Annotated in this window: 22 protein-coding genes; 12 read left to right on the top strand and 10 right to left on the bottom strand. The window is 54.2% G+C overall.

The genetic code is table 11. The features are described 5' to 3' along the window. Window positions 1-620: 620 nt before the first annotated feature. Entirely contained in the window at window positions 621-1,178 is a 558-nt protein-coding gene (locus AC2IBB_RS25935) for an RNA polymerase sigma factor (RefSeq protein ID WP_486329602.1), read from the top strand. 61 nt (window positions 1,179-1,239) lie between these two features. On the opposite strand, the gene AC2IBB_RS25930 is transcribed toward AC2IBB_RS25935, so the two are convergent. Continuing rightward, window positions 1,240-4,368, bottom strand: a complete 3,129-nt coding sequence (locus tag AC2IBB_RS25930; protein WP_486329601.1) for a hypothetical protein — start codon at window positions 4,366-4,368, stop codon at window positions 1,240-1,242. Between the two features lie 11 nt (window positions 4,369-4,379). Beyond that, window positions 4,380-4,862: a type III secretion system chaperone gene (locus AC2IBB_RS25925; protein ID WP_486329600.1), complete on the bottom strand. Its 483-nt coding sequence runs from the start codon at window positions 4,860-4,862 to the stop codon at window positions 4,380-4,382. A gap of 243 nt (window positions 4,863-5,105) precedes the next feature. Here AC2IBB_RS25925 and AC2IBB_RS25920 point away from each other — a divergent pair, with 243 nt between their 5' ends. The 11 genes from AC2IBB_RS25920 to AC2IBB_RS25870 all read left to right on the top strand — a co-directional run bounded on the left by AC2IBB_RS25920 (window position 5,106) and on the right by AC2IBB_RS25870 (window position 12,944). Continuing rightward, window positions 5,106-5,552: a CesT family type III secretion system chaperone gene (locus AC2IBB_RS25920; RefSeq protein ID WP_486329599.1), complete on the top strand. Its 447-nt coding sequence runs from the start codon at window positions 5,106-5,108 to the stop codon at window positions 5,550-5,552. Window positions 5,553-5,699: 147 nt separating this feature from the next. Further along, the gene (sctC, locus tag AC2IBB_RS25915; RefSeq protein WP_486329598.1) at window positions 5,700-7,547 is read left to right on the top strand and encodes a type III secretion system outer membrane ring subunit SctC; all 1,848 of its coding nucleotides are present in this window, start codon (window positions 5,700-5,702) and stop codon (window positions 7,545-7,547) included. Between the two features lie 102 nt (window positions 7,548-7,649). Continuing rightward, window positions 7,650-8,801 carry a type III secretion system inner membrane ring subunit SctD gene (sctD, locus tag AC2IBB_RS25910; protein WP_486329597.1) on the top strand — a complete coding sequence of 384 codons (1,152 nt, stop codon included), beginning with the start codon at window positions 7,650-7,652 and terminating at the stop codon, window positions 8,799-8,801. A 2-nt stretch (window positions 8,802-8,803) separates the two neighbouring features. Continuing rightward, the gene (locus tag AC2IBB_RS25905; RefSeq protein ID WP_486329596.1) at window positions 8,804-9,052 is read left to right on the top strand and encodes a hypothetical protein; all 249 of its coding nucleotides are present in this window, start codon (window positions 8,804-8,806) and stop codon (window positions 9,050-9,052) included. Between the two features lie 94 nt (window positions 9,053-9,146). After that, window positions 9,147-9,341, top strand: a complete 195-nt coding sequence (locus tag AC2IBB_RS25900; RefSeq protein ID WP_486329595.1) for a hypothetical protein — start codon at window positions 9,147-9,149, stop codon at window positions 9,339-9,341. A gap of 111 nt (window positions 9,342-9,452) precedes the next feature. Next, complete coding sequence (locus AC2IBB_RS25895; RefSeq protein ID WP_486329594.1) at window positions 9,453-9,833, top strand: hypothetical protein; 381 nt, start codon at window positions 9,453-9,455, stop codon at window positions 9,831-9,833. Between the two features lie 3 nt (window positions 9,834-9,836). Then, a complete protein-coding gene (locus AC2IBB_RS25890) occupies window positions 9,837-10,256 on the top strand; it encodes a hypothetical protein (RefSeq protein WP_486329593.1) in 420 nt (139 codons plus the stop codon). Between the two features lie 15 nt (window positions 10,257-10,271). Further along, window positions 10,272-11,027 carry a type III secretion system inner membrane ring lipoprotein SctJ gene (sctJ, locus tag AC2IBB_RS25885; protein WP_486329592.1) on the top strand — a complete coding sequence of 252 codons (756 nt, stop codon included), beginning with the start codon at window positions 10,272-10,274 and terminating at the stop codon, window positions 11,025-11,027. After that, window positions 11,024-11,707, top strand: coding sequence for a SctK family type III secretion system sorting platform protein (locus AC2IBB_RS25880; protein WP_486329591.1), 684 nt, complete (start codon window positions 11,024-11,026; stop codon window positions 11,705-11,707). Before sctJ ends, AC2IBB_RS25880 begins: the two co-directional genes overlap by 4 nt. Continuing rightward, window positions 11,686-12,312 carry an HrpE/YscL family type III secretion apparatus protein gene (locus AC2IBB_RS25875; protein ID WP_486329590.1) on the top strand — a complete coding sequence of 209 codons (627 nt, stop codon included), beginning with the start codon at window positions 11,686-11,688 and terminating at the stop codon, window positions 12,310-12,312. Before AC2IBB_RS25880 ends, AC2IBB_RS25875 begins: the two co-directional genes overlap by 22 nt. 176 nt (window positions 12,313-12,488) lie before the next feature. Further along, window positions 12,489-12,944 carry a GNAT family N-acetyltransferase gene (locus tag AC2IBB_RS25870; protein ID WP_486329589.1) on the top strand — a complete coding sequence of 152 codons (456 nt, stop codon included), beginning with the start codon at window positions 12,489-12,491 and terminating at the stop codon, window positions 12,942-12,944. 79 nt (window positions 12,945-13,023) lie between these two features. Here AC2IBB_RS25870 and AC2IBB_RS25865 read toward each other — a convergent pair whose 3' ends face one another. The 8 genes from AC2IBB_RS25865 to AC2IBB_RS25830 all read right to left on the bottom strand — a co-directional run bounded on the left by AC2IBB_RS25865 (window position 13,024) and on the right by AC2IBB_RS25830 (window position 21,240). Then, window positions 13,024-13,167, bottom strand: a complete 144-nt coding sequence (locus tag AC2IBB_RS25865; protein ID WP_486329588.1) for a hypothetical protein — start codon at window positions 13,165-13,167, stop codon at window positions 13,024-13,026. A 36-nt stretch (window positions 13,168-13,203) separates the two neighbouring features. Further along, window positions 13,204-13,998: a substrate-binding periplasmic protein gene (locus AC2IBB_RS25860; protein ID WP_486329587.1), complete on the bottom strand. Its 795-nt coding sequence runs from the start codon at window positions 13,996-13,998 to the stop codon at window positions 13,204-13,206. Between the two features lie 113 nt (window positions 13,999-14,111). Next, window positions 14,112-15,167 carry a type III secretion system export apparatus subunit SctU gene (sctU, locus tag AC2IBB_RS25855; RefSeq protein WP_486329586.1) on the bottom strand — a complete coding sequence of 352 codons (1,056 nt, stop codon included), beginning with the start codon at window positions 15,165-15,167 and terminating at the stop codon, window positions 14,112-14,114. A gap of 3 nt (window positions 15,168-15,170) precedes the next feature. After that, complete coding sequence (gene sctT / locus AC2IBB_RS25850; protein WP_486329585.1) at window positions 15,171-15,959, bottom strand: type III secretion system export apparatus subunit SctT; 789 nt, start codon at window positions 15,957-15,959, stop codon at window positions 15,171-15,173. Beyond that, entirely contained in the window at window positions 15,956-16,228 is a 273-nt protein-coding gene (gene sctS, locus AC2IBB_RS25845; protein WP_011398858.1) for a type III secretion system export apparatus subunit SctS, read from the bottom strand. The genes sctT and sctS overlap by 4 nt, the downstream gene beginning before the upstream one ends. Continuing rightward, complete coding sequence (gene sctR, locus AC2IBB_RS25840; RefSeq protein ID WP_486329584.1) at window positions 16,225-16,872, bottom strand: type III secretion system export apparatus subunit SctR; 648 nt, start codon at window positions 16,870-16,872, stop codon at window positions 16,225-16,227. The genes sctS and sctR overlap by 4 nt, the downstream gene beginning before the upstream one ends. Then, a complete protein-coding gene (sctQ, locus tag AC2IBB_RS25835) occupies window positions 16,865-17,863 on the bottom strand; it encodes a type III secretion system cytoplasmic ring protein SctQ (protein WP_486329583.1) in 999 nt (332 codons plus the stop codon). Before sctQ ends, sctR begins: the two co-directional genes overlap by 8 nt. Continuing rightward, a complete protein-coding gene (locus AC2IBB_RS25830; protein ID WP_486329582.1) occupies window positions 17,860-21,240 on the bottom strand; it encodes a hypothetical protein in 3,381 nt (1,126 codons plus the stop codon). Before AC2IBB_RS25830 ends, sctQ begins: the two co-directional genes overlap by 4 nt. Between the last annotated feature and the right edge of the window lie 12 nt (window positions 21,241-21,252).

Below are 21,252 nucleotides of genomic sequence, written 5' to 3'. Positions count from 1 at the left end.
GAATGCGCTCCCTGTTATAGTTCGAAACAACAGACCTTCTTTGTGTAACGAAACCTAACAGTACATCAAGTTACTTAGGATACAAAAGGCGAAAAATACGTTTTTATACGAAGTCGACCTTACATTCCGTTACAAAGGCATAGAATTATCCCTCAGAGAGATTATTTAAATGCTTAATTTGGCCTATGCATTTAGACCACTGGTTAGACTTGCTAAGTCTATAGTACTAACCACATATCTATACGGCCCAGAAACTTCGCGGGTTTTCACGTTACTTAAGAAATATATTAATAATATGGCGGTAATGTTTTTTCTTATTCAATTACAAAAAGTTAAATGCATGCCGGTATTATTTGAAGTTTGAAGAGCGGTTATGTTTTTTAACTCTGACCGGCAGTCATTTATATCTTGTCTATATCTGTGCGCGCGTATATCGGTTTAAGTTCATTATGTCAGGTTCACTTTGCGTCGGGTAAGTGAACCGTCAGTGTCAGATCGGTTCAGTTCAAGGGATCAGATGCATCTGCGTCGAATCTGACGCTTATCTGAAACTGGTTCAAAAGGCCGTGTGACCGACCATCGTTTCCATCAACCCCCCGTCAACAAAAGGAATGGGAACGATGGAAATAAAATGCGATGAGACCAATCAGTTAGTTAGTCAGGCCAGAAGCGGTTGCCCGAATTCATTGGAAATGCTTTTTCGTGAACAGCGTCCCAAATTGCACAGATTTATCCGCAACCGGGTGTCGCGTCAGGAGGATATCGAAGATTTAGTGCAGGATACGTTCCTTTGGGCGCAGCAGGGACTCAGCTCTTTTGAAGGTAAATCCCGGTTCTCCACCTGGATTTTGGGTATCGCCAATAACCTGATCCGCAACCACTACAACCGTTCCCCTGAGTACAAATATGACTTTGTTTCAGACGATGTGCTGGATCAGGCGCATAACGAGTCCGATACGCCGGAAGCCAGCCTGCAGCAGGAGCATCGCATCAAGCAGTTGGAGTACAGTATCCGCATGCTGCCGAAAGACGTGCAGCAAATTGTTGAATGGGTGGCGATTGAAAACTATCCCTATCAGCGCGTCGCAGATGAACTCGGCATTACTGTTCCCAGTGTGAAAAGCCGTCTGTTCCGGGCGCGGACGTCGCTGAAGGAATCAGTCATGCCGTTGATGTAAGCTCTCTATCAAGGGCGCAGAGTGATCCTGCGATCATGGGCGTGGGATCACTCTGTAAGGCTTAACTCAATTTCTTGACTGCTTTTTCATAATCTTTCTGAATGCCCTCCTTGAAGTCGTAAAGGAACAGGCGGAATGCGCTCAAGGCTTCTTTTTTCAAATCGTCTGCTGTCGCAGATGAGCCTTCCTGCGGTCCCTGAGCCATTTTTTCGCATGCGACAAAGAATTCATCCCGCGCCTTTTCGGCTTTTTCCATATGTTCTTTTTGAGCGTGAGGCTGACAGGTTGCGAATAGCTCATCCACCTGTTTTCGCACCTTGCTGGAGGGATTCGCCATATTGGTCAGCATGGCGTCCAAGTGCCCATCAAACTTTTTCGTGAGCTCTTCCCAGCCATCTCCTTTGCGGGGCGTTTCCGCTATGGTTTTACGGCTTACCAGGCCGTCAAACTGGGTTTTGAAGTAATTGAGGTTGTCTTTACCAATGAACTCTTTGACGGGGCGTTCGCGGGTCGCGGCGACGCTGCCGCCTACCTCCACTGTTGCGGTGTCTGTAGGAATCGTTGCTTTTCCGCCGACCTTCAATTCACCGCCGACCAGTACCCTCCCGAAACTCATGCCCCCGTCTTTCAGTTCAAAGTAGGCTGAAACTGTGGCGGCTGCAGATGCCGTCGCTGCGCCTGAAGCTGATTCCGCAGCGCTGGAAAGTATCTCAGTGACTTCCGCATCTTCTAATCCCGGCGCTTTTTTACTGGCGAGTTCTTTGATTTTCTCAATAGTGTCCAGGCTTACGCCGCCCTTTATGGTAATTTTTATGTCGTGAAAAGCGCCGTTGTAGTTGATATTGGCGTTATTGCGCATTTTACGACGGGTATGCTCGATTGTGGCTGTCGCGGTTGAGGCGATGTCCAGGGTGAGGGTGGTTTTGTGGCTTCTCTCCTTCGGCTGGCTGTATTCCAGAGCGCGAATTTGCGTGAAGTCGCTTTTACTGAACTTCATTTGCGGCGTTTCAAGGTGTTTGCTGATGGTCTCAAACGCCAAGATGGTTTCCGGCGCCTGTTCACGCGCTTTCTCCAGCATAGTTTCCGGCGCTTCACCCGGCTTTTCTTGATAGGTTTTAACGAATTCGTTGAAAATATTGGCGTGACGGACGGTTAAGCCTTCCACCAGGGAGGCTCTGCCTTTTACGCCGACCTCTTTCTCCATCTCTCTTTTCATGGCGGACTCAAGATGCTTAGGCCCCATGCCAACCACTTTGCGCAGGTTATGCTCTACGCGCCCGAATCCCTTGGTCAACGTATCATGCGAACGTGTGTTCCCTTCGTACTGCAGCAGTTTGTCAAAGTTTTCCAAAGCCATGTCTTTGAGCTGGTCGCGAACCAGATCAATCGCAGGCTGCTCCTCTGAGCTTGCAATGGAACTGGTTTCACTGATGACGGAGGGGCTGCCCTGGCTGGCGGTGTAAAAGGATTCCCCGCTCACAACGGTTGGATTGCGGTTGACGACTACTTCGTTACCGGCCAACGCATCCATCGAGTTCAGCGACTCCGAGCTGACGCTGCCGGAAAGGCGGTCGGGGGAGGGAGGCTCCTGCAACGCGGTGTGAAAGCTTTCTTCGGAGGCGGCGGAATGGCTGCGAGTCAGAGGCCTGCCGAGTAGTTCGAGATTTTCTGCTGTCAGTGGAAGGGAATTGACCGGGTTTTGAGAATGAGTTTCTTCTGGTGTTATGGAAGCGCTTTCAATATGAGAAATGTGTTCCTTGAGCGCGCCGAGTCGCTCAAAAAAGTCGTCTTGGGCGCGATTTTCAAACTTTTCGGTACGGGCTTTGAGCAGGCCCTCGTTCTCCAGCATTTTTTCGGTTAGAGAGGCCTCTCCTTTGATGTGAAGATGCGTGTGTTTGTGCTCGTAACTGACTTTCACATCGGAGTCCTTGAATCCAAGCTTGCCGAAGCCGCCGTAGGAAAGAGAATTGACTTTATAACTCGCAGAGGCAGGTATGCTGCGCGGTTCCGGCAGGGCGAGTTCGACTGATCCGTTACGCCAGTCTCGCAACTCGTCTAAATTGGATGCGCCCTCGCCGTGAGCTCTCAGGAAGTCCTGCAGTTTCAGCTTCATTTGATCGCTTTGAGTGAGAATATCGCTATCGCTGGCCACCGCTTTCTTGAGCGCTTTGGCCGATTTGGCGGCCCCAGGTGAGCTTAAAGTGAGATCCAGCACGCTGTTGGTGAAGTGATCGACAAAATCGCTGACGTTATCAAACCCCCTGCCTGACGTGCGGGACAGGTTGGCCGTCGCCCCGACGGATGGACCCGCCTCAATGATTGGCAGCTTGATTTCAAATCCGAACTTGCCTGCATCGGTTCTTTCTCGCAGCACGCCAAGCGCCTGTGAGGTTTGCGCTGTCTCTTTGTGACTGAGGTTGACCGTTGCTTTGAGCGGCGTGTGCAGAATACTCACGCCCAGGTCCATTTCCACCGCCAGATTGTTGCTGGCTCCGGAATTGTTGAGGTACTTCAGTTTATCCAGCACCTCTTCTTTTATTTTTTCCCGCTCTTGCTGGACGATACGGTTGGCGACGTGTTTGGCGAGAGGCTTGGTCACTTCAGCTGTTTCCGCGCTGAACTTGGATGGTATGAGCTGGTTGACCTCCTTTAAAGCGAAGTTCATCTGATTCAACACTTCCAGATGATCCGTGGCGGTTTGGATTTCCCGGGGAGGGTTGAACTTCTCGTTAAAGACCCTTAGTTGCGACTCATCAAGTTTACTGGTCAAGATGTCCTGTAACGCTTGCGTGAGTTTGCCGATTTCTTTGGGCGTAGAGAGATCCAGGCCAGGGTCTGGCGTTTTGCCCATGAATTCTTGCAGATTAAGTTTTTCGAAAAGGTTCTTAACAATGGCTTCATTGCCGGCGGAGGACTTTGTCTCGTCCAGCACCTTGGCGAGACTTTTTCGCTCCAGATCCTGAATGATAATTTCGCTGTAGCGTTCTATTTTGGCCTGCGGGTAACCGGTAAGGTTTAGATCGTGATTTTCCGCCCAGGCCTTGAACTTCTCGGGGGTAGTGAGAGGCGGCGTTGCGGGACGAACGTTGTTTACCCCCAGCTGCACGGGCACGGATCTGGTGTTTTGCTGCGATACCTGTTCTGGACCGACATTCTGAGGGACTGGTACGGGGGGGCGGTTGACTTCCATTTCCTACTCCTTTAACCCTGAATCCACTGATTGTTGACCTGAGAATCGTCGCCAACCTGCTTGCGAGCGGGCGCAGGTTCAGGACCTTTTTCCGCGTAGGTTTTCACCGTTTCAATATGCTGGAGGAGGCGCTGGCTCAACACGCCGGCAGGCGCAATCACGCTGAACGGATACTTGTCCATCAGCCAGAGCCAGCCGGAGTCGTTATCCAGAGAAAGAGTTCCCCCTTCCGTCCCCTGCCAGAACAAATTGGCGCCCAGCAACATTTTTAACAGGGCGTTCTGCTTGCGTAGCGTCTCAGGTTCTTCGCTGTCGTCAGGCAGTTTGAACAGGGGAGAGAAGATAATCAGATGCTCGTCCGCTGCATGCCACTGCAGATTTACAACCAGGGTGTCGTTGACTTCCAGGGAGAGGTAGCCGTGTTCGTCCAGTTGCAGTGAGTCCTCTAACTGCAGCTGCTTCGCCAGGTCGGCGATCAGAGAGTCGATGTTCATAAAAGCGGCCTTTAGCAAGTAACGCCGGACCGCTGTTGCATCAAATACCTGCGGACCCGACTTGTCATGGGTTAGATATTCCGTTTGGAGTTACAACTGCTTCCGCAAGGTGAGTAACCGCAGCCTCAGTGAAGTTGCGCTGAGCGCGGGAAAATGTGGCCGCGTAAAAATTTTCGCAACCGTTCGCAATTCGCCGTTACCAATCCGATAGACCTAAGGCATCAGGCGAAACGGGACAGAACTATGAGCACGACACTCAACAAACTGATTGCAGAGTTTGCGAAGAAATACGGTATGCCGGATCTGGAGCAGACTCCGGAAGGCCATTTTGAATGGTATGTAGACGCCAATCCGGTGCGGTTTTTTGAGTCCGCCGGCAAGATCTACGTCGCCGCCCAGGTGCGCAAGCTACCTGAAGACAAGCGAGAGCGCGGCGAGTGCGTCAGAACCGCATTGAAGGCGGCGCTGGCCAATGCCGACTCCCATCGCGAATCCCTTTATATCGACGTCAATCAGGATGCGTTGTGTCTGTATCGCTGTATGGCTTCGAAAGAACTGTCCCTGTTTGATTTCGAAAAGCTGCTGGAGTCCTTCATGCACGCATTGGATTGCATGACTGAGATCACCGGCTCTATTGGCGGCTACACTCGCCGCGATATTCCCGTGCTGGCCCCGCATACCCGGTTCTGAATGGCATGACTTCAGAATAATCAGGCGCATGGATGCGCCTGCGCGGCGACCAGCCGCGGGAGACAGGGCCTGTCGTTGCGGACAAATAGAAGGACGCTATTTGCCTGCCTGATAAATAGTAACTAAAGACATTGATGGAAGTAAGGCATGAAATTTAAAGGCTTGATCGTTCTGTTGCTGACATTGGCTTGCTCCTGCGCATTCGCCGCTGAACCCCGCTGGAATAACTCGCCTTATGAGTTGTACGCCAACGGCGAATCGCTGACCGACGTATTGAAGAACTTCGCCGCCAGCTACGGTATCCCGGTGACAGTGAGTCCTCGCATTGCAGGGACGGTCAACGGCAGTTTCAAAGGGGAGTCGCCGCGCCAGTTCCTCGACATACTGGGCAAATCCTTTGAGTTCGAGTGGTACTACGACGGCTCCACGCTGCATTTTTTCCGCGGTGATGAAATTGTCAGCCGCATTATCACGCTGACCAATATCAAGACCTCGCAACTGCGTAATGCGGTGGAGAAAGTCGGCATCTGGGACGAGCGCTTCAGTTGGAAGGAAATGCCCGACAAAGGCATGGTCTATATCTCCGGTCCGTCCTCTATGGTGGATTTGATTCAGGAAACCGCGTCCGTGCTGGAAAGCCAGGTAGTGACCATGCCCCGTCGCGACCAGTACTCCATGCAGATGTTCCGCCTGCGCTACGCCACCGCAGCGGATCGCATACAAAGCTATCGCGGCAAAGAAGTTGTGGTTCCGGGTATGGCTTCCGTGTTGCGTGGCGCTTTGGCCGCAGGTCAGGGTAAAAGTGGAGAAACCAGCATTGGCGGCCCCGTTGGCGTTCTGGAAGGTAAGAGAACGTCCAGTCCGGTGACCTCGGATATGCCGGGAACCGGGGAGCGCGCCTGGGTGGAGGCGGATAGCCGCACCAACTCCATTATCGTGTATGACCGCCTGGAGCGCATGTCGATGTACAAAGCCCTGGTGCGTAATCTTGATCAGCCGTCTGAGCAGGTGGAAGTGAATGTCTCCATCATCAGTGTCAGCGCCACCAATCTGAAAGAGCTGGGCGTGAGCTGGCAGGCCCGTGATCAGAAGCTGGGCGAGTTCGGATACGGCGGTATTGATAAGCAGACTCCGGCCCCGAGCAAAAACCAGCTGGCCATCCTGGCTGGAGCGGACGCTTCTTTCTCAACGGTATTGGGCTCTGGCTTGGATTATTTCATCGCCAAAGTGAACGCGCTGGTGGAGGACGGCGATGCGCAGGTGGTGTCGCGGCCTTCTGTCGTCACCAGTGAACACCTTGAAGCGGTTCTGGATGACAGCACGACTTTCCATGTGCGGGTGCAGGGTAATGAACAGGTTGACCTGTTTCCAGTCACCGTCGGTTCTGTGTTGCGGGTGACGCCCCATATTCAGCGCGGTGAGGAGCAAAAGGGAATCAATCTGGAGGTCACCATTGAAGACGGTCAGCAAACTGGCGATGAAGTGGATCGCATTCCCGTTATCAAGACCAGCAGCATCAACACGCAAACCGTGGTGGGGTTGGGGCAGAGCCTGCTGATTGGCGGCTTCTTCCAGGATTACGAAAGCGAGTCTGTCGGCGGGGTGCCTCTGCTCAAGGATATTCCGCTGCTGGGCGTGCTGTTCCGCACGACAAATCATAACCGCAAGAAAATGGTCAAGTTATTCCTGCTGACGCCCAAAATCATTGATGTTCCCACCGGCGGTCTGGCTGCGAATGGCCGCAAAATCTCTGGCTACGCCTTCCAGGTCGGCAGCGCCAGCAAGGATGGCGCAGTGGCGATCCGTGAGTACTTTGACTCGCGCGGCTTCCCCACTCAGATGGAAGTCGAGAAAAACGGGGAGAAGCCAATTTATTCCGTCGCTATCGGAAACTATTCCCGCTGCGATGACACTCAAAGAGTAGCAAAGGCGTTCCCTGACGCACTGAAAGGCGACGCCAGCATGATCAACAGCTGCCACCCGCTGACCCATTAATAAAGGGGCGGCGGAGCGGCTAAACGAATGGGCGATTCAACGGTCAAGTCGCTGCAAACAGTGAACTGACCGGCAACAGGTAAATAACTGGTAAGAGCGCGTATGTCTGACTGGAAGCTGAAAATTCTCTCCGGAGCTCACGCAGGAAGCGAACTGGATCTGGCCGTCGGCAAATACGTCTGCGGCAGCGACGATAACGACGATCTGGTGTTTCAGGAACCCAACCTGCTCGCGGCGCACTTTTCACTGCAAGTTGAAGAACAGCAAATACGCCTGACTCTGCTGAGGGAGGGTAGCCGCTTGTTACTGAATGGCGAAGTGTCTGAGAAACGGGACTTGGTGGTGGAGGAGGTGGCGCCCGTAGCGGTCGACGACTTTCAGTTCGCCGTCGCCAACGGCCCGGCGGAATGGCCGCAGCCGATCGTTTCCACAGAGTCCGCCGCACAGGAGGAGACAAATGTGGATTCAGGCGCGCCGACATCAGGGAGGGATACGGAAACCCCTGACGCGACGCCGCCTCTGCCCAGCCGTAGCTGGTCCGAAACCTTTAATCGCATGAAAGTCGGCCTGGGCGTCATGGGCGCTTGCGCCGGCTTGCTGATGATGCTGGCGGTGGGGTCCATGTCCAATGCGGAGAAATCCAAGGCAGGCGTGGTCGCCGCGGACCGAGCCAATCTGCAAAGCGAACTGTCGCAAACATTGGGGTTACCCAATGTGAAAGTGCTGGCGCTTGCGGATGGAGTGAGCTGGTTGGTGGAGGGATATGTGAATGACGCCGGTGAATTGAATCGTCTCATGCGTTGGCTGGAAACGAAAAAGCTACAGGCCACGCTCAAGGTGAAAGTCACCGATGAGCTGATTAAAGGCGCGGAAATTGCGCTGACCGCCCTGGGCTACTCCAACGTCTCCGTGTTTAAAGGCGAACGCCCCGGCTTCCTGGTGTTGAAAGGCAATGTGGACGATGACGTGGCCTGGAAAAAGAACCGTGGTCGTCTGCAGGTGGACGTGCCTGGCGTTATCGGGTTCGAAGACCTGGTGACCGCTGACACCAAGATGGCGCTGGCGCCGTTGCCCAATCTGGTGGTGAAAGGCATTTACATGGGCAAAACCCCGTTCTTCGTACTCAGCAACGGGGAAAAGTACTTCGTCGGCAGCCAGCTCAATTACGGCTATCGGGTGGAGGAAATCACCCCGCATATGTTGCAGCTCCGCAGAGGAGACAAACTGATCCAATATCGATTAGGAGTGGACTAGGCATGTTAAATCCAATGTTAAGAAATGAACCCGTAGACACCGAAATCAATGCGGAAAATATCAGTAAAGACTCCGGCGGAGTGATGCTGAGAAACGTGATTAACGAGTTAACCAATGCGTCCGCCAGTGTGCGGCGCAAACTGAACTCCGGTCTGAATCAGGATGACTTCAAACGTCACAATGCATTCAAGGAAAGCATTGACTGCGCGATCGTCGTACTTGAGCAGACCTGGTCCAAACTTCAACGTTAGCGGCCGGAGCGGCCCTGGCTTGAAGACCGTCAGCGCCCTGCGGGCGGTTATACCAAACCAACTTATATTCCAATGAAATATTGAGGAAAACACTATGGCGAACGAGTTAAACATCAGCGATATGTCCATCAACGACACTATCAATGTGCCGGACTCTCCCTCTGCGATGAACGACATGCTGAAAGCCGCTTTCGCCGAAGCGCAAAAGCTGGCGTTGGAGCGGGAGATCATGACCATGATTCACAAACTGATCATGGACTCTATCAAGAAAATCGGTCAAGCGGCTTAACGGTCACTCGACTGCTCGGGCCCGGCTTTGTTTTGGGCCCGGTTATCCCCGCCGCAGGCTTTCTGGTGAGAGCGGCGGCGAGAATATCAGGAACACTGAGAGGATTTGCTTATGTTATATCCTGAAAGTCTCATCAAGCGGGTGTCGGAAATCGGCGTGCTGGCTTGTGAGCAGGGCAGGTTGCAGGACGCTGAAGTCATCTTTGGCGGCGTGGCGGCGATCGCCGACGACGTAACCAGCCATACTGCCGCAGGGCTGGGTATGGCGGCGACCAAGATCGCTGGCGGCGACTTTGAAAGCGGCGTCAAGCTGCTGTCCGATAATCTGGCGGCGCTGGACTACGAAAACATGGATGCGCTGGCGCTGCTGGTGTTCGCCATGAAACGGTCCGGACGCACCCGGGATGCGGAAGAGCTGATACCTCGTCTGACCTCCAATCCTGACTTCAAAGGCTCCCTGGCGGAAGAAATTCTGCAAGCGGCGGAGGGGTGAGCGATGGATGCAGCAATCGCCGCCGTCGCGCCGGATCAGGCGCTTCAGAAAGACTTTGCGCAGCCGGTCAGCTCCGGCGCTAACGCTCATGAAATCGCCCGCTTTACTGAGGTGATGGAAGCGGGGCGCCCGCAAGCGGCCAGCAATGTGCAGGTGGTGCATCAAACCTACGCGACGCAGAACGCGGAAAAACCGTTCATCAGTTTAGGCGACACCATTCTGAACAAGTTGCAGGCCATGGGCAAAGGCTATCAGGAGCGCATTCACGCGTTGGAGCAACGTATGAATCAGCCTGTCAGCTCGCCGGCGGAAGCCAACAAGCTGTTCTTTGAAGTCAGTCAGATTTCCATTCAGCAGCAGATGGCGTTGGCGGTGACCAGTAAGGTCAACAAAAATGCGGAAAGCCTGTTAAGAGCGCAATAGACTGAAGGGTAAGCTATGAAAAAGCGACAGATTTGGCGGTCCGGACTGTGTTTGCTGTTACTGCTGCTGGGCGGTTGCAAGACCGAGCTGTACAGTGGTTTGAGCCAGCAGGAAGGCAATGAGATGTATGCGATTCTCCGTTCCACTGGATTTAATGTGGAGATGGAAGTGCTCGGCGCCGGCAAAGACCAGAACGTGCGTCTGAAGCTGCCTGAGCAGCAGGTGGCTCGCGCCATCAGCGTGTTGCAGAGACAAGGCTATCCCAAGCAGCATTTCGCCACTATGGGGGAAATCTTTGCTAAAGATGGTCTGATTTCTTCGCCCACTGAAGAGAAAGCGCGCTTCATCTACGCCATTTCCCAGGAGTTGTCGCACACATTGTCGAATATCGACGGCGTGTTGGTGGCGAGGGTGCATGTGGTGATGCAGGAAGGGGATAAATTCGACAAGAATCCCAAGCCCAGCACCGCCTCGGTATTTATTAAATACGTCGAGGATGCGCCGATCGAAACCCTGACGCCGAAGATTAAAGCGCTGGTCTCCAACAGTATTCTCGGCCTGGAATATGACCAAGTCTCCGTCGCTTTGTTTCCATCCAGCCTGAAGCGGGTCACCTCTCCCGAAGAGACGTCAAGCGGCGCTTTGATTTATCTATGGATAGGCGTGGGCGCGCTGCTGGTGTTGATGATCGCCGCCGGCTTGTATTACGCCGTCAGGGCGGGTTGGATTCCACGTAAAATTCAGGCTCCGGCCATACAGAAGCTGGCATGAGCGAATTTACTCCCACTTCGGCCCGTTACCGCAGCATGATGTTGCGGCAGGTCCATGATTTCTATCGCTTTCCGGCGGATTATCTGGACGCCAGCTGGCTACGGGACGACCCTCACTGGGAGGCGATTGAGCGGTTGTGGCGACGGCCGCACAGCCGCAAGCCCATGTCCGATTTCATCTTGCGGCGCTGCGGTCTATCCAAGGCGATGGACTGCGACTTCGCCGCTGCGCATCAGCGCCTGCCGCTTTTGACAGGAGAGCAGATTCAGCATTTGATTCTGTTGGGAGGAGCCTTGGCCTATTCCGCGCGTATTCCCAAACGGGCGGAGGCGGTGGCGGCGCCGTCGGAACTGCACCGCTTCGCTGTCGCGAAAGCGCCGTTTCTGGCCAGAAATGCGCCGACCTTTTGTATTGATCTCGGGATTGCGGACTGGATGGATCAGGAGGCGGTTGCGCGGGGGCTGCGCTCGGCTGGTTTGAATATGCTGGCCTGCGCGCTGGAAGGCGCGCCGCCATCCGTTGTCCGGCGACTCGCGCTAAAACTGCCGTTTGCCTTGGGCCCATTATGTGACGCTGCATTCGCGCGTCAGATGCCGCCGGAGCAAATACAGGAAGCCCGGCGACTCATGCTAAAACTCTATCGGGAGATCGATCCATCATGCTCTCTGTTATTCGACTGAACGATACTCAGGCTGATTTTGGCCCGCAGGGCGTTGTTAAAGCGGACGATTACCGCGTAAAAAAGGATGCCGAGCAGATCGTGGGGGAGGCGCGACAGTCGGCTGACATGATCATGCAGCAGGCGCGGGAAGCCTATGAGGAAGAGAAGAAGCGAGGCTTCGAGGAAGGCCTGCGCGAGGCGCGTCATCAACAAGTCGAGCTGATGCTCGCCAACGCTGCGCAAATCATTCACTCCTATCAGGAAATTGAACAGACGCTGACAAATCTGGTGATTGAATCCGTGCGCAAGATCCTGAATGAATTCGACAAGGAAGAACTTGCTTATCAAGTCGTGCGGAAAGCGCTTTACCACATTGGCGAAGGCGCCCAGGTGACGGTCAAGATCGCCACCGACGTGGCGGCGCCGGTGCGCGCCAAGATCAAGGAAGCGCTGGAGTTTTACCCGGGTCTGGAAAAGTTCGAAGTCATCGCCGACCCCAACCTGGGGGACGGAGATTGCCAGATCGAAAGCAACTTCGGCGTCATTCGCGCCAATGTGGACGACCAGATGGAAGCCCTGACCCAGGCGATGAACAGTCGGATACAGGAAAGCCAGACCTTGTAGCTCTCTTCGACGCTAATTCACGTACTCTAAGCCGGCGGCGTCGCTAAATGCGCGGCGCTATATTAAAATCCCGCAGCAATAATCATAAATATCCGCACATGTTCCGAGCGTACAGGGTTGTATAACCCGCCGGCGATTGCGCCTGCGTTGTACTCCACTCAAAGCAATGGTTTGTTATGGAAATCAGGATTGATGATTTAAGCGGCCCTGAAGTGGCTGAGCTATTACAGGAGCACCTTCGTGGTATGGCGGAGAATTCGCCGCCGGAGAGTATTCATGCGTTGGATCTGACGGGACTCAAAAAGCCTGAGATCACCTTCTGGACTGTCTGGGACGACGCTGAGTTGATGGGCTGCGGCGCGTTGAAAGAGCTGGACGCTGGACACGCCGAGTTAAAGTCCATGCGCACGGCGACCTCGCACCTTCGTAAAGGCGTCGCCTCCCACTTATTACGTCATATTCTAGACGAAGCGCGTCAACGGAATTACCGCCGGATCAGTCTGGAAACCGGCTCCATGGCGGCCTTTCAACCCGCCCACCAGCTCTACGCGAACTATGGCTTCACCCTGTGTGGTCCTTTTGCGGACTATAGTGAAGACCCGAATAGTGTGTTTATGACCATTGAGTTGTAGATAGTGCTAATCGAGCCGTTGTGTCAGCGGCTCGCTTTCAATCCGGGCTGGAGAGGGAGGCGATCGCTTTGCGTGCGAGTCATTCAGGCATTTCCAACAGATGTTGCGCCAAGTCTGCGATCAGGTGGTAAGAATCCTTGGAATAGCCGCCGCTGGTCATAATGACCGTTGGAATCTTGTGTGTGGCCAGCATGTCCAGAACGAAATGGTCCCGCGCTTTCACTCCTTCATAATCAACGCTCAGGCAGCTTAGCGTCGCTCATTCCTCTCTCATATATTTCTCCAGCAAATATTCGCCTATTTCCTCTCGCGTTTGCGCCAGGGCGGCCCATAGGCTTTCTGCGTCCTGAGGGCGTTCTTCGTAGAATTTGTGAGAGATGACCAGATACCAGTCGGAGATGAGGAAGGGTTCCGGGAGGGTGGTGATGGCGTTGCTGAGCCCCATGTTGTTGGCCAGAGTGCGGCCGATGGATTGGTCGATGACGTAGCCGTCGAGTCGGTTGCGGGTAAGTAGTTCAAAGCCGATATCCGGCGTCATGCTGCTGGGTGCGAGCACGCCCATTTTTTCCAGTTTTTGATAGGCGACGTAGCCGACGGGCGCACCGACGCCGAATTTAATGCCCTGAAAGGCTCCATTGCTGTATTGGAGCTTACTGTCATTGGCGACGAAGATGGGATAGGTGGAGCTCCATAGCCGGCGGCTGGGGTCCAGCTCGCCGTTGATATTGGGGTAAACGCCCCAGGATTCCCTTTCTTTCAGCCAGATGGCGGCGAAGAGTGCGTCCAAGCGGTTTTCTTCCAGGTCGCGAATGCAACGCTTCCAGGGACGCCGATAGAATTTAAACAGCAATCCGACCCTGTCCGCAGCGACATGGATCAGTTCCGGCAGCACGCCAGCCCGATCACGCAGCGCATCCGCGTCGGAAAGAGAATAGGGGGGCATGGGATCTGATTCGTAGCAGATCCGGATTGGCGGCGGCTCCGCAAGTGCGGTTGGCGTCCACAATCCCTGTAACAGCAGCAGACCAATCGCCAGGAAGGTGGACTTGGGCATGACGCAGCTACATCAGTGAGGTTGGTAAGTTAAGTTTAGAAGGAATCCTGAAAAGCGCCCAATAGATAGGGCGCGAAAATGTACATTCAGTTGTTCCTGAGCTATTTCAGATATCAGCGTTGCTGTTTTTGCTGATCCAGGCTGTCCACCCATTGCAGCACCGCCGCGACGGCTTCGAACAGGTCGGGGGGCACGTAGTCGTTGACCTGGGCGCGTTTCCATAAACCACGGGCGAGAGGTACGTTCTCCATCATGGGGATGCCTTCTTCTTCGGCGATCTTGCGAATGACTTTGGCCATTTGGTCGGCGCCTTTCACCATCACCTTGGGCACGTCCTCCACGCCTTTTTCATAGTAGATGCCGACCGCCAGATGGGTGGGGTTGGTGACGATGGCGGAGCACTTCTTCACCTGGGCCGGAACGGAGGTATTCATCATTTCCCGATGAATCTGCTTACGCTTGCCCTTGATTTCCGGACTGCCTTCCATCTGTTTGTATTCCCGCTTGACCTCGTCCTTACTCATTTTTTGCTGTTTTATAAACTGCTGTTTCTGGATGAAAAAATCCGCCGCAGCGAGAGCGATGAAGGTAATGGCGGAATACAGGATGAGCTGCTTCAGCAACATCCCGACAAAATCCGGGATGCACTCCACTTCACAATAATGCAGTCGGGCGGAATCATTGAGATTGTTCTTAATCAGCATGTAGACCAGATAGGACAGAACACCCACTTTGATCAGAGATTTGATGAATTCGATCAGGTTTTTTACAGAGAAAATCTTTTTGAAGCCTTCAACAGGATTGAGCTTTTTAAGATCAGGCTTGATTGACTCTACGGCGAACAACGCGCCTACCTGCAGAAAGTTGGACAGAATAGCGGACGCCATAACCACGCCAATGGGCATCAGCGTGAGATAAATCAGCTCATAGATCACGTTATCGACCACCATCGGCAGCGCCTCCAGAAAAGGCTTGTCCATATATTGCGCCGGCAGTTCGATCAATATGCTCAAGTGTGAGAGATAGGTGTCAGAGGTAGCCAGCAGCAATAGAAACATGGCGCAGATAGTCGCGGTGGACACCACGTCTTTACTGTGGGCGACCTGGCCTTTTTTACGGGCGTCGCGCAGCTTTTTGGGGGTGGGCTTTTCGGTCTTTTCATCGCTCATGCGTCATGCCCCCCATAACACGTTGAGCTGTTTGAATAGATCAAAAGTGTGCAGATAACGCTCGTCGAAAATACGCATCAACACGCCCACATAGAACGTGAGCATCACCATGCACACCAGGCTTTTTATCGGCATGGACAAAAAGAAAACGTTCAACTGAGGCGCGAATCGACTGACCAGGCCCAGGCCAAACTCCGCCAGGAACATACAGGCGATCAGTGGCGCGGCGAATAACACCACAATGCCCATGAAGTAATCCAGTTGCGCAAAAAAGAAGCCCGCCGCGGACAGCTCGATTCTTGGAAAGAACGAGAAGATGGGCCAGGCGTGATAACTGGCGTAGATAGCGCCCATCAGGGTGAGAAAGTTCCCCCCCAGAAAGAATAACGTGGTGAAGGTCTGCACAAACAGGATGCCAACCGGCGAGGCCTGAGAGCCGGTCAGCGGGTTCATGGCGCTGGCCATGGTGGAGCCGCGCTGGTTGTCGATAAAGAACCCGACCGCCTCCAGCGCCCAGAACGGCAGCGCCGCCAGCCAGCCTAGACAGAAACCGATGATCACTTCTTTGAGGATGATGAGGGCGTACATAAACGGCGCCATGGTTTCCGGTTTGTAGCCTTCGTCCACGATGGGAAAGAGAAACAGCGACAGGCTGAGCACCACGCCGTTGCGGATCAATGTGCCGCCGAAGAAGCTTTTGCTCAGGAACGGCATGACCGACATGGCCGCCAGCAGACGCGGCACGGTGAACATGAACAGCGTCAGCGTGTCGCTCATCAAGTGGGTCATCATGAGGGGCCGATCAACTCAATGTGGTCGAGGATATTCATGGAGAAGTGATAGATCTCAATTCCCAGCCAGCGTGCGGTGAGCATGATAGTGATGGACACCGCGATCAGTTTGATGGCGAAGGACAGGGTCTGGTCCTGAATCTGGGTCAGCGACTGCACCAGACTCACCAGGGTGCCCACCACCGCCGCCACGATGACCGTCGGCATTGACAGCACCAACACCAGCATCAGTAGCTGACTGGCGTAATGAATGACTTCCGCTTCGCTCATTGGTAACTCAACACCAGGCCATGGGTTAATCGGGTCCAGCCGTCCAGGAGCACGAACAGAAGTAGCTTGAAGGGCAGGGAGATCGTCATGGGTGAGACCATCATCATCCCCATGGCCAGCAGGATATTGGAGACGATCAGATCGATGGCGATAAATGGCAGATACAACAGAAAGCCGATTTCAAAGGCGGACTTCAGCTCGCTGATGGTGAACGACGGCACCAGCACCAGCATGCTGTCGGTATCCAGACGCGCCGCGTACTCTTTGGGCCAGAGGGTTTCCGCACTTTCCAGAAAGAAGCCGCGCTCCTTTTCCGAAGAGTGTTTGGTCAGAAAATCAGACATGGGATCAATAGCGCTGTTGGCCAGCTCCTTGAGCGACTCCGATTGAGTGGGGTCGAACCCCTTCTCTTTCACCGTGTCCGCAATCTGATACCCCACCGGCGCCATGATATATATGGACAGCACAATGGCCAGCCCATACAGCGCCATGTTCGGCGGGATCTGCTGAATGCCCAGGGCGTTGCGCAGCAGACTGAACACCACGGCGAGCTTGATGAAAGACGTGGTCATGATCGCGATGAAAGGAATCAGCGACAGCAGGACCAGGGTCCCGATCAGGGGAATCGCCTGTATGTCAGCCATGCTCGGTAACCCCGCTGTCGGCGCTGGTCAAACGTACTACGCGCGTTCCTAGACGCCCATCGATTTCCACCAGCTCGCAGCGGGCTACGGTCTGTCCATTGATCTTCATGGCCACCGGCGCATCCAGGCTCAGGCCCAGGTCGAAAGTCGCGCCTTCGGTCAGTTGCGACAGTTCATTCAGGCTCAGTTTGAGAGAGCCGAGATAAAACTCCAGCTTCAATTCCAGGGCGCCCAGGTCGGATGGGGCGTCGAGAGGTTCGGAAAGGTCTTGCATATCTGCAGTCATGGGCGTCACCAGTACTAATTTGTGATCATCGAGTCGGGCGCGGCAGGCGCCGTAACCGGGCAGGCGTAAAGTCACCAGATCCGCGGACGCGCCAGGGGGCAGCATCAGTACGTCACCGGGCTCCAGGCCTTTGAAATCGTTGAGAAATATCCGGCGCTCCGCCAATAACAGGGGGGCGGAGGCCATTGGCTGAATGGGCGTCGGCGCAGGCTCGGCGGGAACAGAGGCGAGCAGCTCGGCGACGCGTCCGGCGATGTGCGGGGGCGGGACCAGCATGGCCAGACCGGCGGACCCGTTGGCGCTGATGCGAGCGCCGATGCGGACGCCGGACAGGAGCATCGTGCTGTCCTGACTGATCTCATCCAGCTCCAACTCTGTTTGCAGTGCTGATGAAAGCGCCTGTATCGGACCATTCAACTGGGCGGCTAGCAGTGCTGACAGCAGTGCGTCTGGATAAATGGACGCATCCTGATCTTCTCCCAGCAGCGCGCTGGCGGCGCGCTGGTCGAGGTGCAGGTGGCCGCGACGGCCTTCCGCATAAAAGGCGACGCTGACGAACGTCTCCAGCATTTCCAGGCGATGCAGGCTGAACTGAACTGAATGTTCAGGAAGCGACAGCAGGAAAGGACGTCGACGGGCGCAGATCAGGTTATCCAGCTCCATCTGCATCCGTCCCATGCGGGGTATCGTCAGCGGCTTAATCATTGCTGCTGGCCTTTGGCGCGGCGTACCGGCTCTTTTCCGTAAACGCTGGATTTTCTGCTTTCTTGAATCCTGACTTCAAAACGTTCATTGGGCAGCTTGCTCCTCAGGGATGTGCTCATCTCTCCCTTTAGTGACACCAGCAGCGCCTGAGTTTCAGGTGTGGGCGTATTAAAACTTAACTGAATGTCGCCATGTTTTCGCATGATGGCGATTTCCGTTCCTTTCAGCGGGCCGGAACTCAGCAGCAGACGCAGTTCTTCAGGCTGTCCGGAGCCTGGTTTGCTTACCAGGATGCGACTGACGATCTGATCGACGATTTTCTGCATCTCCGCCACTTTTTCCTGGGTGGAAACTTTGCTGGTTTCTGCTCCTGCGGCGTTGGCGACGGCGTCACGCGTCTGGTTTTGTTGTGTGGGCTGGATTTGAAAGCTCTCCACGGGGCCTTCACGGCGCTCTTGAGGTTGCTCTGTCTTGTCTTTGTTCTGTTGCAGCGGCGACTTTTCGCGACGCTCCTGTTGCTCGGAGGAAGCGGAGCCCTTGCCGGTCGCTCGGGTTCTGGCGACGTCAGCGCCACGCAGGATATCGCCGGCCAATCCATCTGGTCTGCCGGGCTCCCCTTTATGGGACTCCAATGGATTGGGGGCGCCGCTGGCGGTTTTTTTCAGTGGCGCCTGGGTGGCGGCCTGATTCAGGTGTGCGTCACTGTGACTCCCTTTAGACTTTAAGACTGCCTGGGCGCTTAGCTCGGGATTTTGGTTAAGGCCAGGTTGATCTGTGACGCTGGCGTTCTGGCCGATGTGAAGGGAGTCAGCAGGGAGTTTTTTGGGGATGACGGTCTCATCAACACTGGAGTGCCCGGTTTTCTTACTGGATTGCTCGGGATGATCCGTTGTGCGGTTTACCGGACGCGGTGCGTCAACGCTGTCGAGTGGCGTTTCAAACTTGGGCTGAGCGTCTGTTTTTACCCCAGGATTGGCCTGGGCGGGTTCTGTCTTGTTGACCGTATCCGGCTTAGCCTGAATATTCCCCTTATTTTCCGGCTTGGATTTCACAGGGTCATGGTTTATTTGAGCAGGCTCTGTTTTGGCAAGCGTGTCGGTTTTGCCTTGTGCAGTCGTTTCAGGCTTCGGATGAGTATCGGTCTTCACATCAGGGGTGGTCTGAGTGGGTTCTGACTTATTGGTCGGCTCGGGTTTAGCCTGTACCTCCGTCTTGTTCTCCGGTTTGGTTTTTACTGGATCTTGATTTGTCTGAACGGGTTCGGTTTTGGCGGGTGTGTCGGTTTTGCCCTGCGCAGTCGTTTCAGGCTTAGGTTGGGTATCGGTTTTGACCTCGGCGCTGGACTGAGCTGGCTCTGACTTGTTGGACGTTTCTGGCTTCGTTTGAACATCCGCCTTGTTCTCTGGTTTGGTTTTCACCGGGTCGTGGTTTGTCTGAACGGGTTCGGCTTTGACAGGCGTTTCAGTTTTGCCTTGCGCAGTCGTTTCAGGCTTCGGATGAGTTTCGGTCTTCACATCAGGGTTGGGCTGAGTGGGTTCTGACTTATTGGTCGGCTCAGGTTTAGTCTGGACTTCCGTCTTGTTCTCTGGTTTGGTTTTTACTGGATCTTGATTTGTTTGAACGGGTTCGGTTTTGGCGGGTGTGTCGGTTTTGCCTTGTGCAGTCGTTTCAGGCTTCGGATGAGTATCGGTCTTCACATCAGGGGTGGTCTGAGTGGGTTCTGACTTATTGGTCGGCTCGGGTTTAGCCTGTACCTCCGTCTTGTTCTCTGGTTTGGTTTTTACTGGATCTTGATTTGTTTGAACGGGTTCGGTTTTGGCGGGTGTGTCGGTTTTGCCTTGCGCAGTCGTTTCAGGTTTAGGTTGAGGATCGGCCTTCACCTCTGGGATGGCCTGAGTGGGTTCTGACTTATTGGTCGGATCAGGTTTAGCCTGGACTTCCGCCTTGTTCTCCGGTTTGGTTTTCACCGGGTCTTGATTAGTCTGAACGGGTTCGGCTTTGACAGGCGTTTCAGTTTTGCCTTGCGCAGTCGTTTCAGGCTTCGGATGAGTATCGGTCTTCACATCAGGGTTGGGCTGAGTGGGTTCTGACTTATTGGTAGGCTCGGGTTTAGCCTGTACCTCCGTCTTGTTCTCAGGTTTGGTTTTTACTGGATCTTGATTTGCCTGAACAGGCTCCGTTTTGGCGGGTGTGTCGGTTTTGCCCTGGGCAGTCGTTTCAGGCTTAGGTTGGGTATCGGTTTTGACCTCGGCGCTGGACTGAGCTGGCTCTGACTTGTTGGACGTTTCTGGCTTAGGTTGAGTATCGGCCTTCACCTCTGGGTTGGCCTGAGTGGGTTCTGACTTATTGGTCGGCTCAGGTTTAGCCTGTACCTCCGCCTTGTTCTCCGGTTTGGTTTTCACCGGGTCTTGATTAGTCTGAACGGGTTCGGCTTTGACAGGCGTTTCAGTTTTGCCTTGCGCAGTCGTTTCCGGCTTAGGTTGAGTATCGGCCTTCACTTCAGGGGGGGGCTGAGTGGGTTCTGACTTGTTAGTTGTTTCTGGTTTGTTTTGGATATCCGCTTTGTTTTCGGGGGTAGGCTGTAAAGGCGATTTATTCCGCTGGTCGGATTCGGTTTTGGTCTGAATTTCGGGCTTTTGGCGGGCGTCCGTGTGAGCGCCGGGCTTAATTGACGGGAGTTCTGTGTTTGTAGACTCTGGAAGTTTTGTCTGTCCATTGGCGCCCGGCTTATTGACCAGGGACTCCGTCTCACGTTGCGCCATGAGCGTTTCAGATTTGGTCTGGGTTGGCGTGTCGTCTGGCTGTATTGCGCTGCGATCAAGCGCCTCGGGCTTGATCTGGCCCAGGTCTTCATTGGCTTTAGGAGGCGACAATTCAGGCTTCTCCACCGACAAAGGCAGTTTGTTAAGCGGATTGAGATTGCTGAAAGCGGCGTCGCTCGTGAGCTGATTGGCGAAGACACGGGATTCACTCTTCGCCTGCTCTTGAGACAGCGTTTGCAGAGGTTGCGCTAACTCAGGTTTGCCCAACAGCCCGCCTTTTTCGCTGGCTGTGGATTTTTGCGCGAATGTCTGGGTCAGGGACGGAATAGAGACTTTTGCGTCCGCTTGCCCTGCTTTGGATTGCGGCGTTGCTGCGTTTTGCGAGGATAGATTTTCCGCCGTCTTGAATGCATTCTTCACCATTTCAATCATGGCGTTGCGGACCTTGTCCGGAACCGGCTTCTCCTGCGACTGCTCTTCCGCCTGACGAAATTTATCCGGGTTGACGGACTTGGTCTCCATCAACTTGCTGAACTGCTGCAGAGAGGTTTCAGAGACTGCTTCCGACTCTTTTTCCCTGTCTGAGGAACCTGGTGTGCGATTGGATATTTTCATAATGATTCTGGA

It is taken from the genome of Hahella sp. NS-SX17 (genome assembly GCF_057367735.1).
This window is presented reverse-complemented; position numbering and strand designations above follow the sequence as displayed.

Bases quoted from the DNA above. Each gene is read 5' to 3' on its own strand.
- sctT (WP_486329585.1), bottom strand. From the start codon at position 15,959: ATGATGACCCACTTGATGAGCGACACGCTGACGCTGTTCATGTTCACC.
- AC2IBB_RS25920 (WP_486329599.1), top strand. From the start codon at position 5,106: ATGAGCACGACACTCAACAAACTGATTGCAGAGTTTGCGAAGAAATAC.
- AC2IBB_RS25870 (WP_486329589.1), top strand. From the start codon at position 12,489: ATGGAAATCAGGATTGATGATTTAAGCGGCCCTGAAGTGGCTGAGCTA.
- AC2IBB_RS25905 (WP_486329596.1), top strand. From the start codon at position 8,804: ATGTTAAATCCAATGTTAAGAAATGAACCCGTAGACACCGAAATCAAT.
- sctU (WP_486329586.1), bottom strand. From the start codon at position 15,167: ATGAGCGATGAAAAGACCGAAAAGCCCACCCCCAAAAAGCTGCGCGAC.
- sctS (WP_011398858.1), bottom strand. From the start codon at position 16,228: ATGAGCGAAGCGGAAGTCATTCATTACGCCAGTCAGCTACTGATGCTG.
- sctC (WP_486329598.1), top strand. From the start codon at position 5,700: ATGAAATTTAAAGGCTTGATCGTTCTGTTGCTGACATTGGCTTGCTCC.
- AC2IBB_RS25830 (WP_486329582.1), bottom strand. From the start codon at position 21,240: ATGAAAATATCCAATCGCACACCAGGTTCCTCAGACAGGGAAAAAGAG.
- AC2IBB_RS25900 (WP_486329595.1), top strand. From the start codon at position 9,147: ATGGCGAACGAGTTAAACATCAGCGATATGTCCATCAACGACACTATC.
- AC2IBB_RS25935 (WP_486329602.1), top strand. From the start codon at position 621: ATGGAAATAAAATGCGATGAGACCAATCAGTTAGTTAGTCAGGCCAGA.
- AC2IBB_RS25930 (WP_486329601.1), bottom strand. From the start codon at position 4,368: ATGGAAGTCAACCGCCCCCCCGTACCAGTCCCTCAGAATGTCGGTCCA.
- AC2IBB_RS25925 (WP_486329600.1), bottom strand. From the start codon at position 4,862: ATGAACATCGACTCTCTGATCGCCGACCTGGCGAAGCAGCTGCAGTTA.
- sctQ (WP_486329583.1), bottom strand. From the start codon at position 17,863: ATGATTAAGCCGCTGACGATACCCCGCATGGGACGGATGCAGATGGAG.
- sctD (WP_486329597.1), top strand. From the start codon at position 7,650: ATGTCTGACTGGAAGCTGAAAATTCTCTCCGGAGCTCACGCAGGAAGC.
- AC2IBB_RS25890 (WP_486329593.1), top strand. From the start codon at position 9,837: ATGGATGCAGCAATCGCCGCCGTCGCGCCGGATCAGGCGCTTCAGAAA.
- AC2IBB_RS25875 (WP_486329590.1), top strand. From the start codon at position 11,686: ATGCTCTCTGTTATTCGACTGAACGATACTCAGGCTGATTTTGGCCCG.
- sctJ (WP_486329592.1), top strand. From the start codon at position 10,272: ATGAAAAAGCGACAGATTTGGCGGTCCGGACTGTGTTTGCTGTTACTG.
- AC2IBB_RS25880 (WP_486329591.1), top strand. From the start codon at position 11,024: ATGAGCGAATTTACTCCCACTTCGGCCCGTTACCGCAGCATGATGTTG.
- AC2IBB_RS25860 (WP_486329587.1), bottom strand. From the start codon at position 13,998: ATGCCCAAGTCCACCTTCCTGGCGATTGGTCTGCTGCTGTTACAGGGA.
- AC2IBB_RS25895 (WP_486329594.1), top strand. From the start codon at position 9,453: ATGTTATATCCTGAAAGTCTCATCAAGCGGGTGTCGGAAATCGGCGTG.
- sctR (WP_486329584.1), bottom strand. From the start codon at position 16,872: ATGGCTGACATACAGGCGATTCCCCTGATCGGGACCCTGGTCCTGCTG.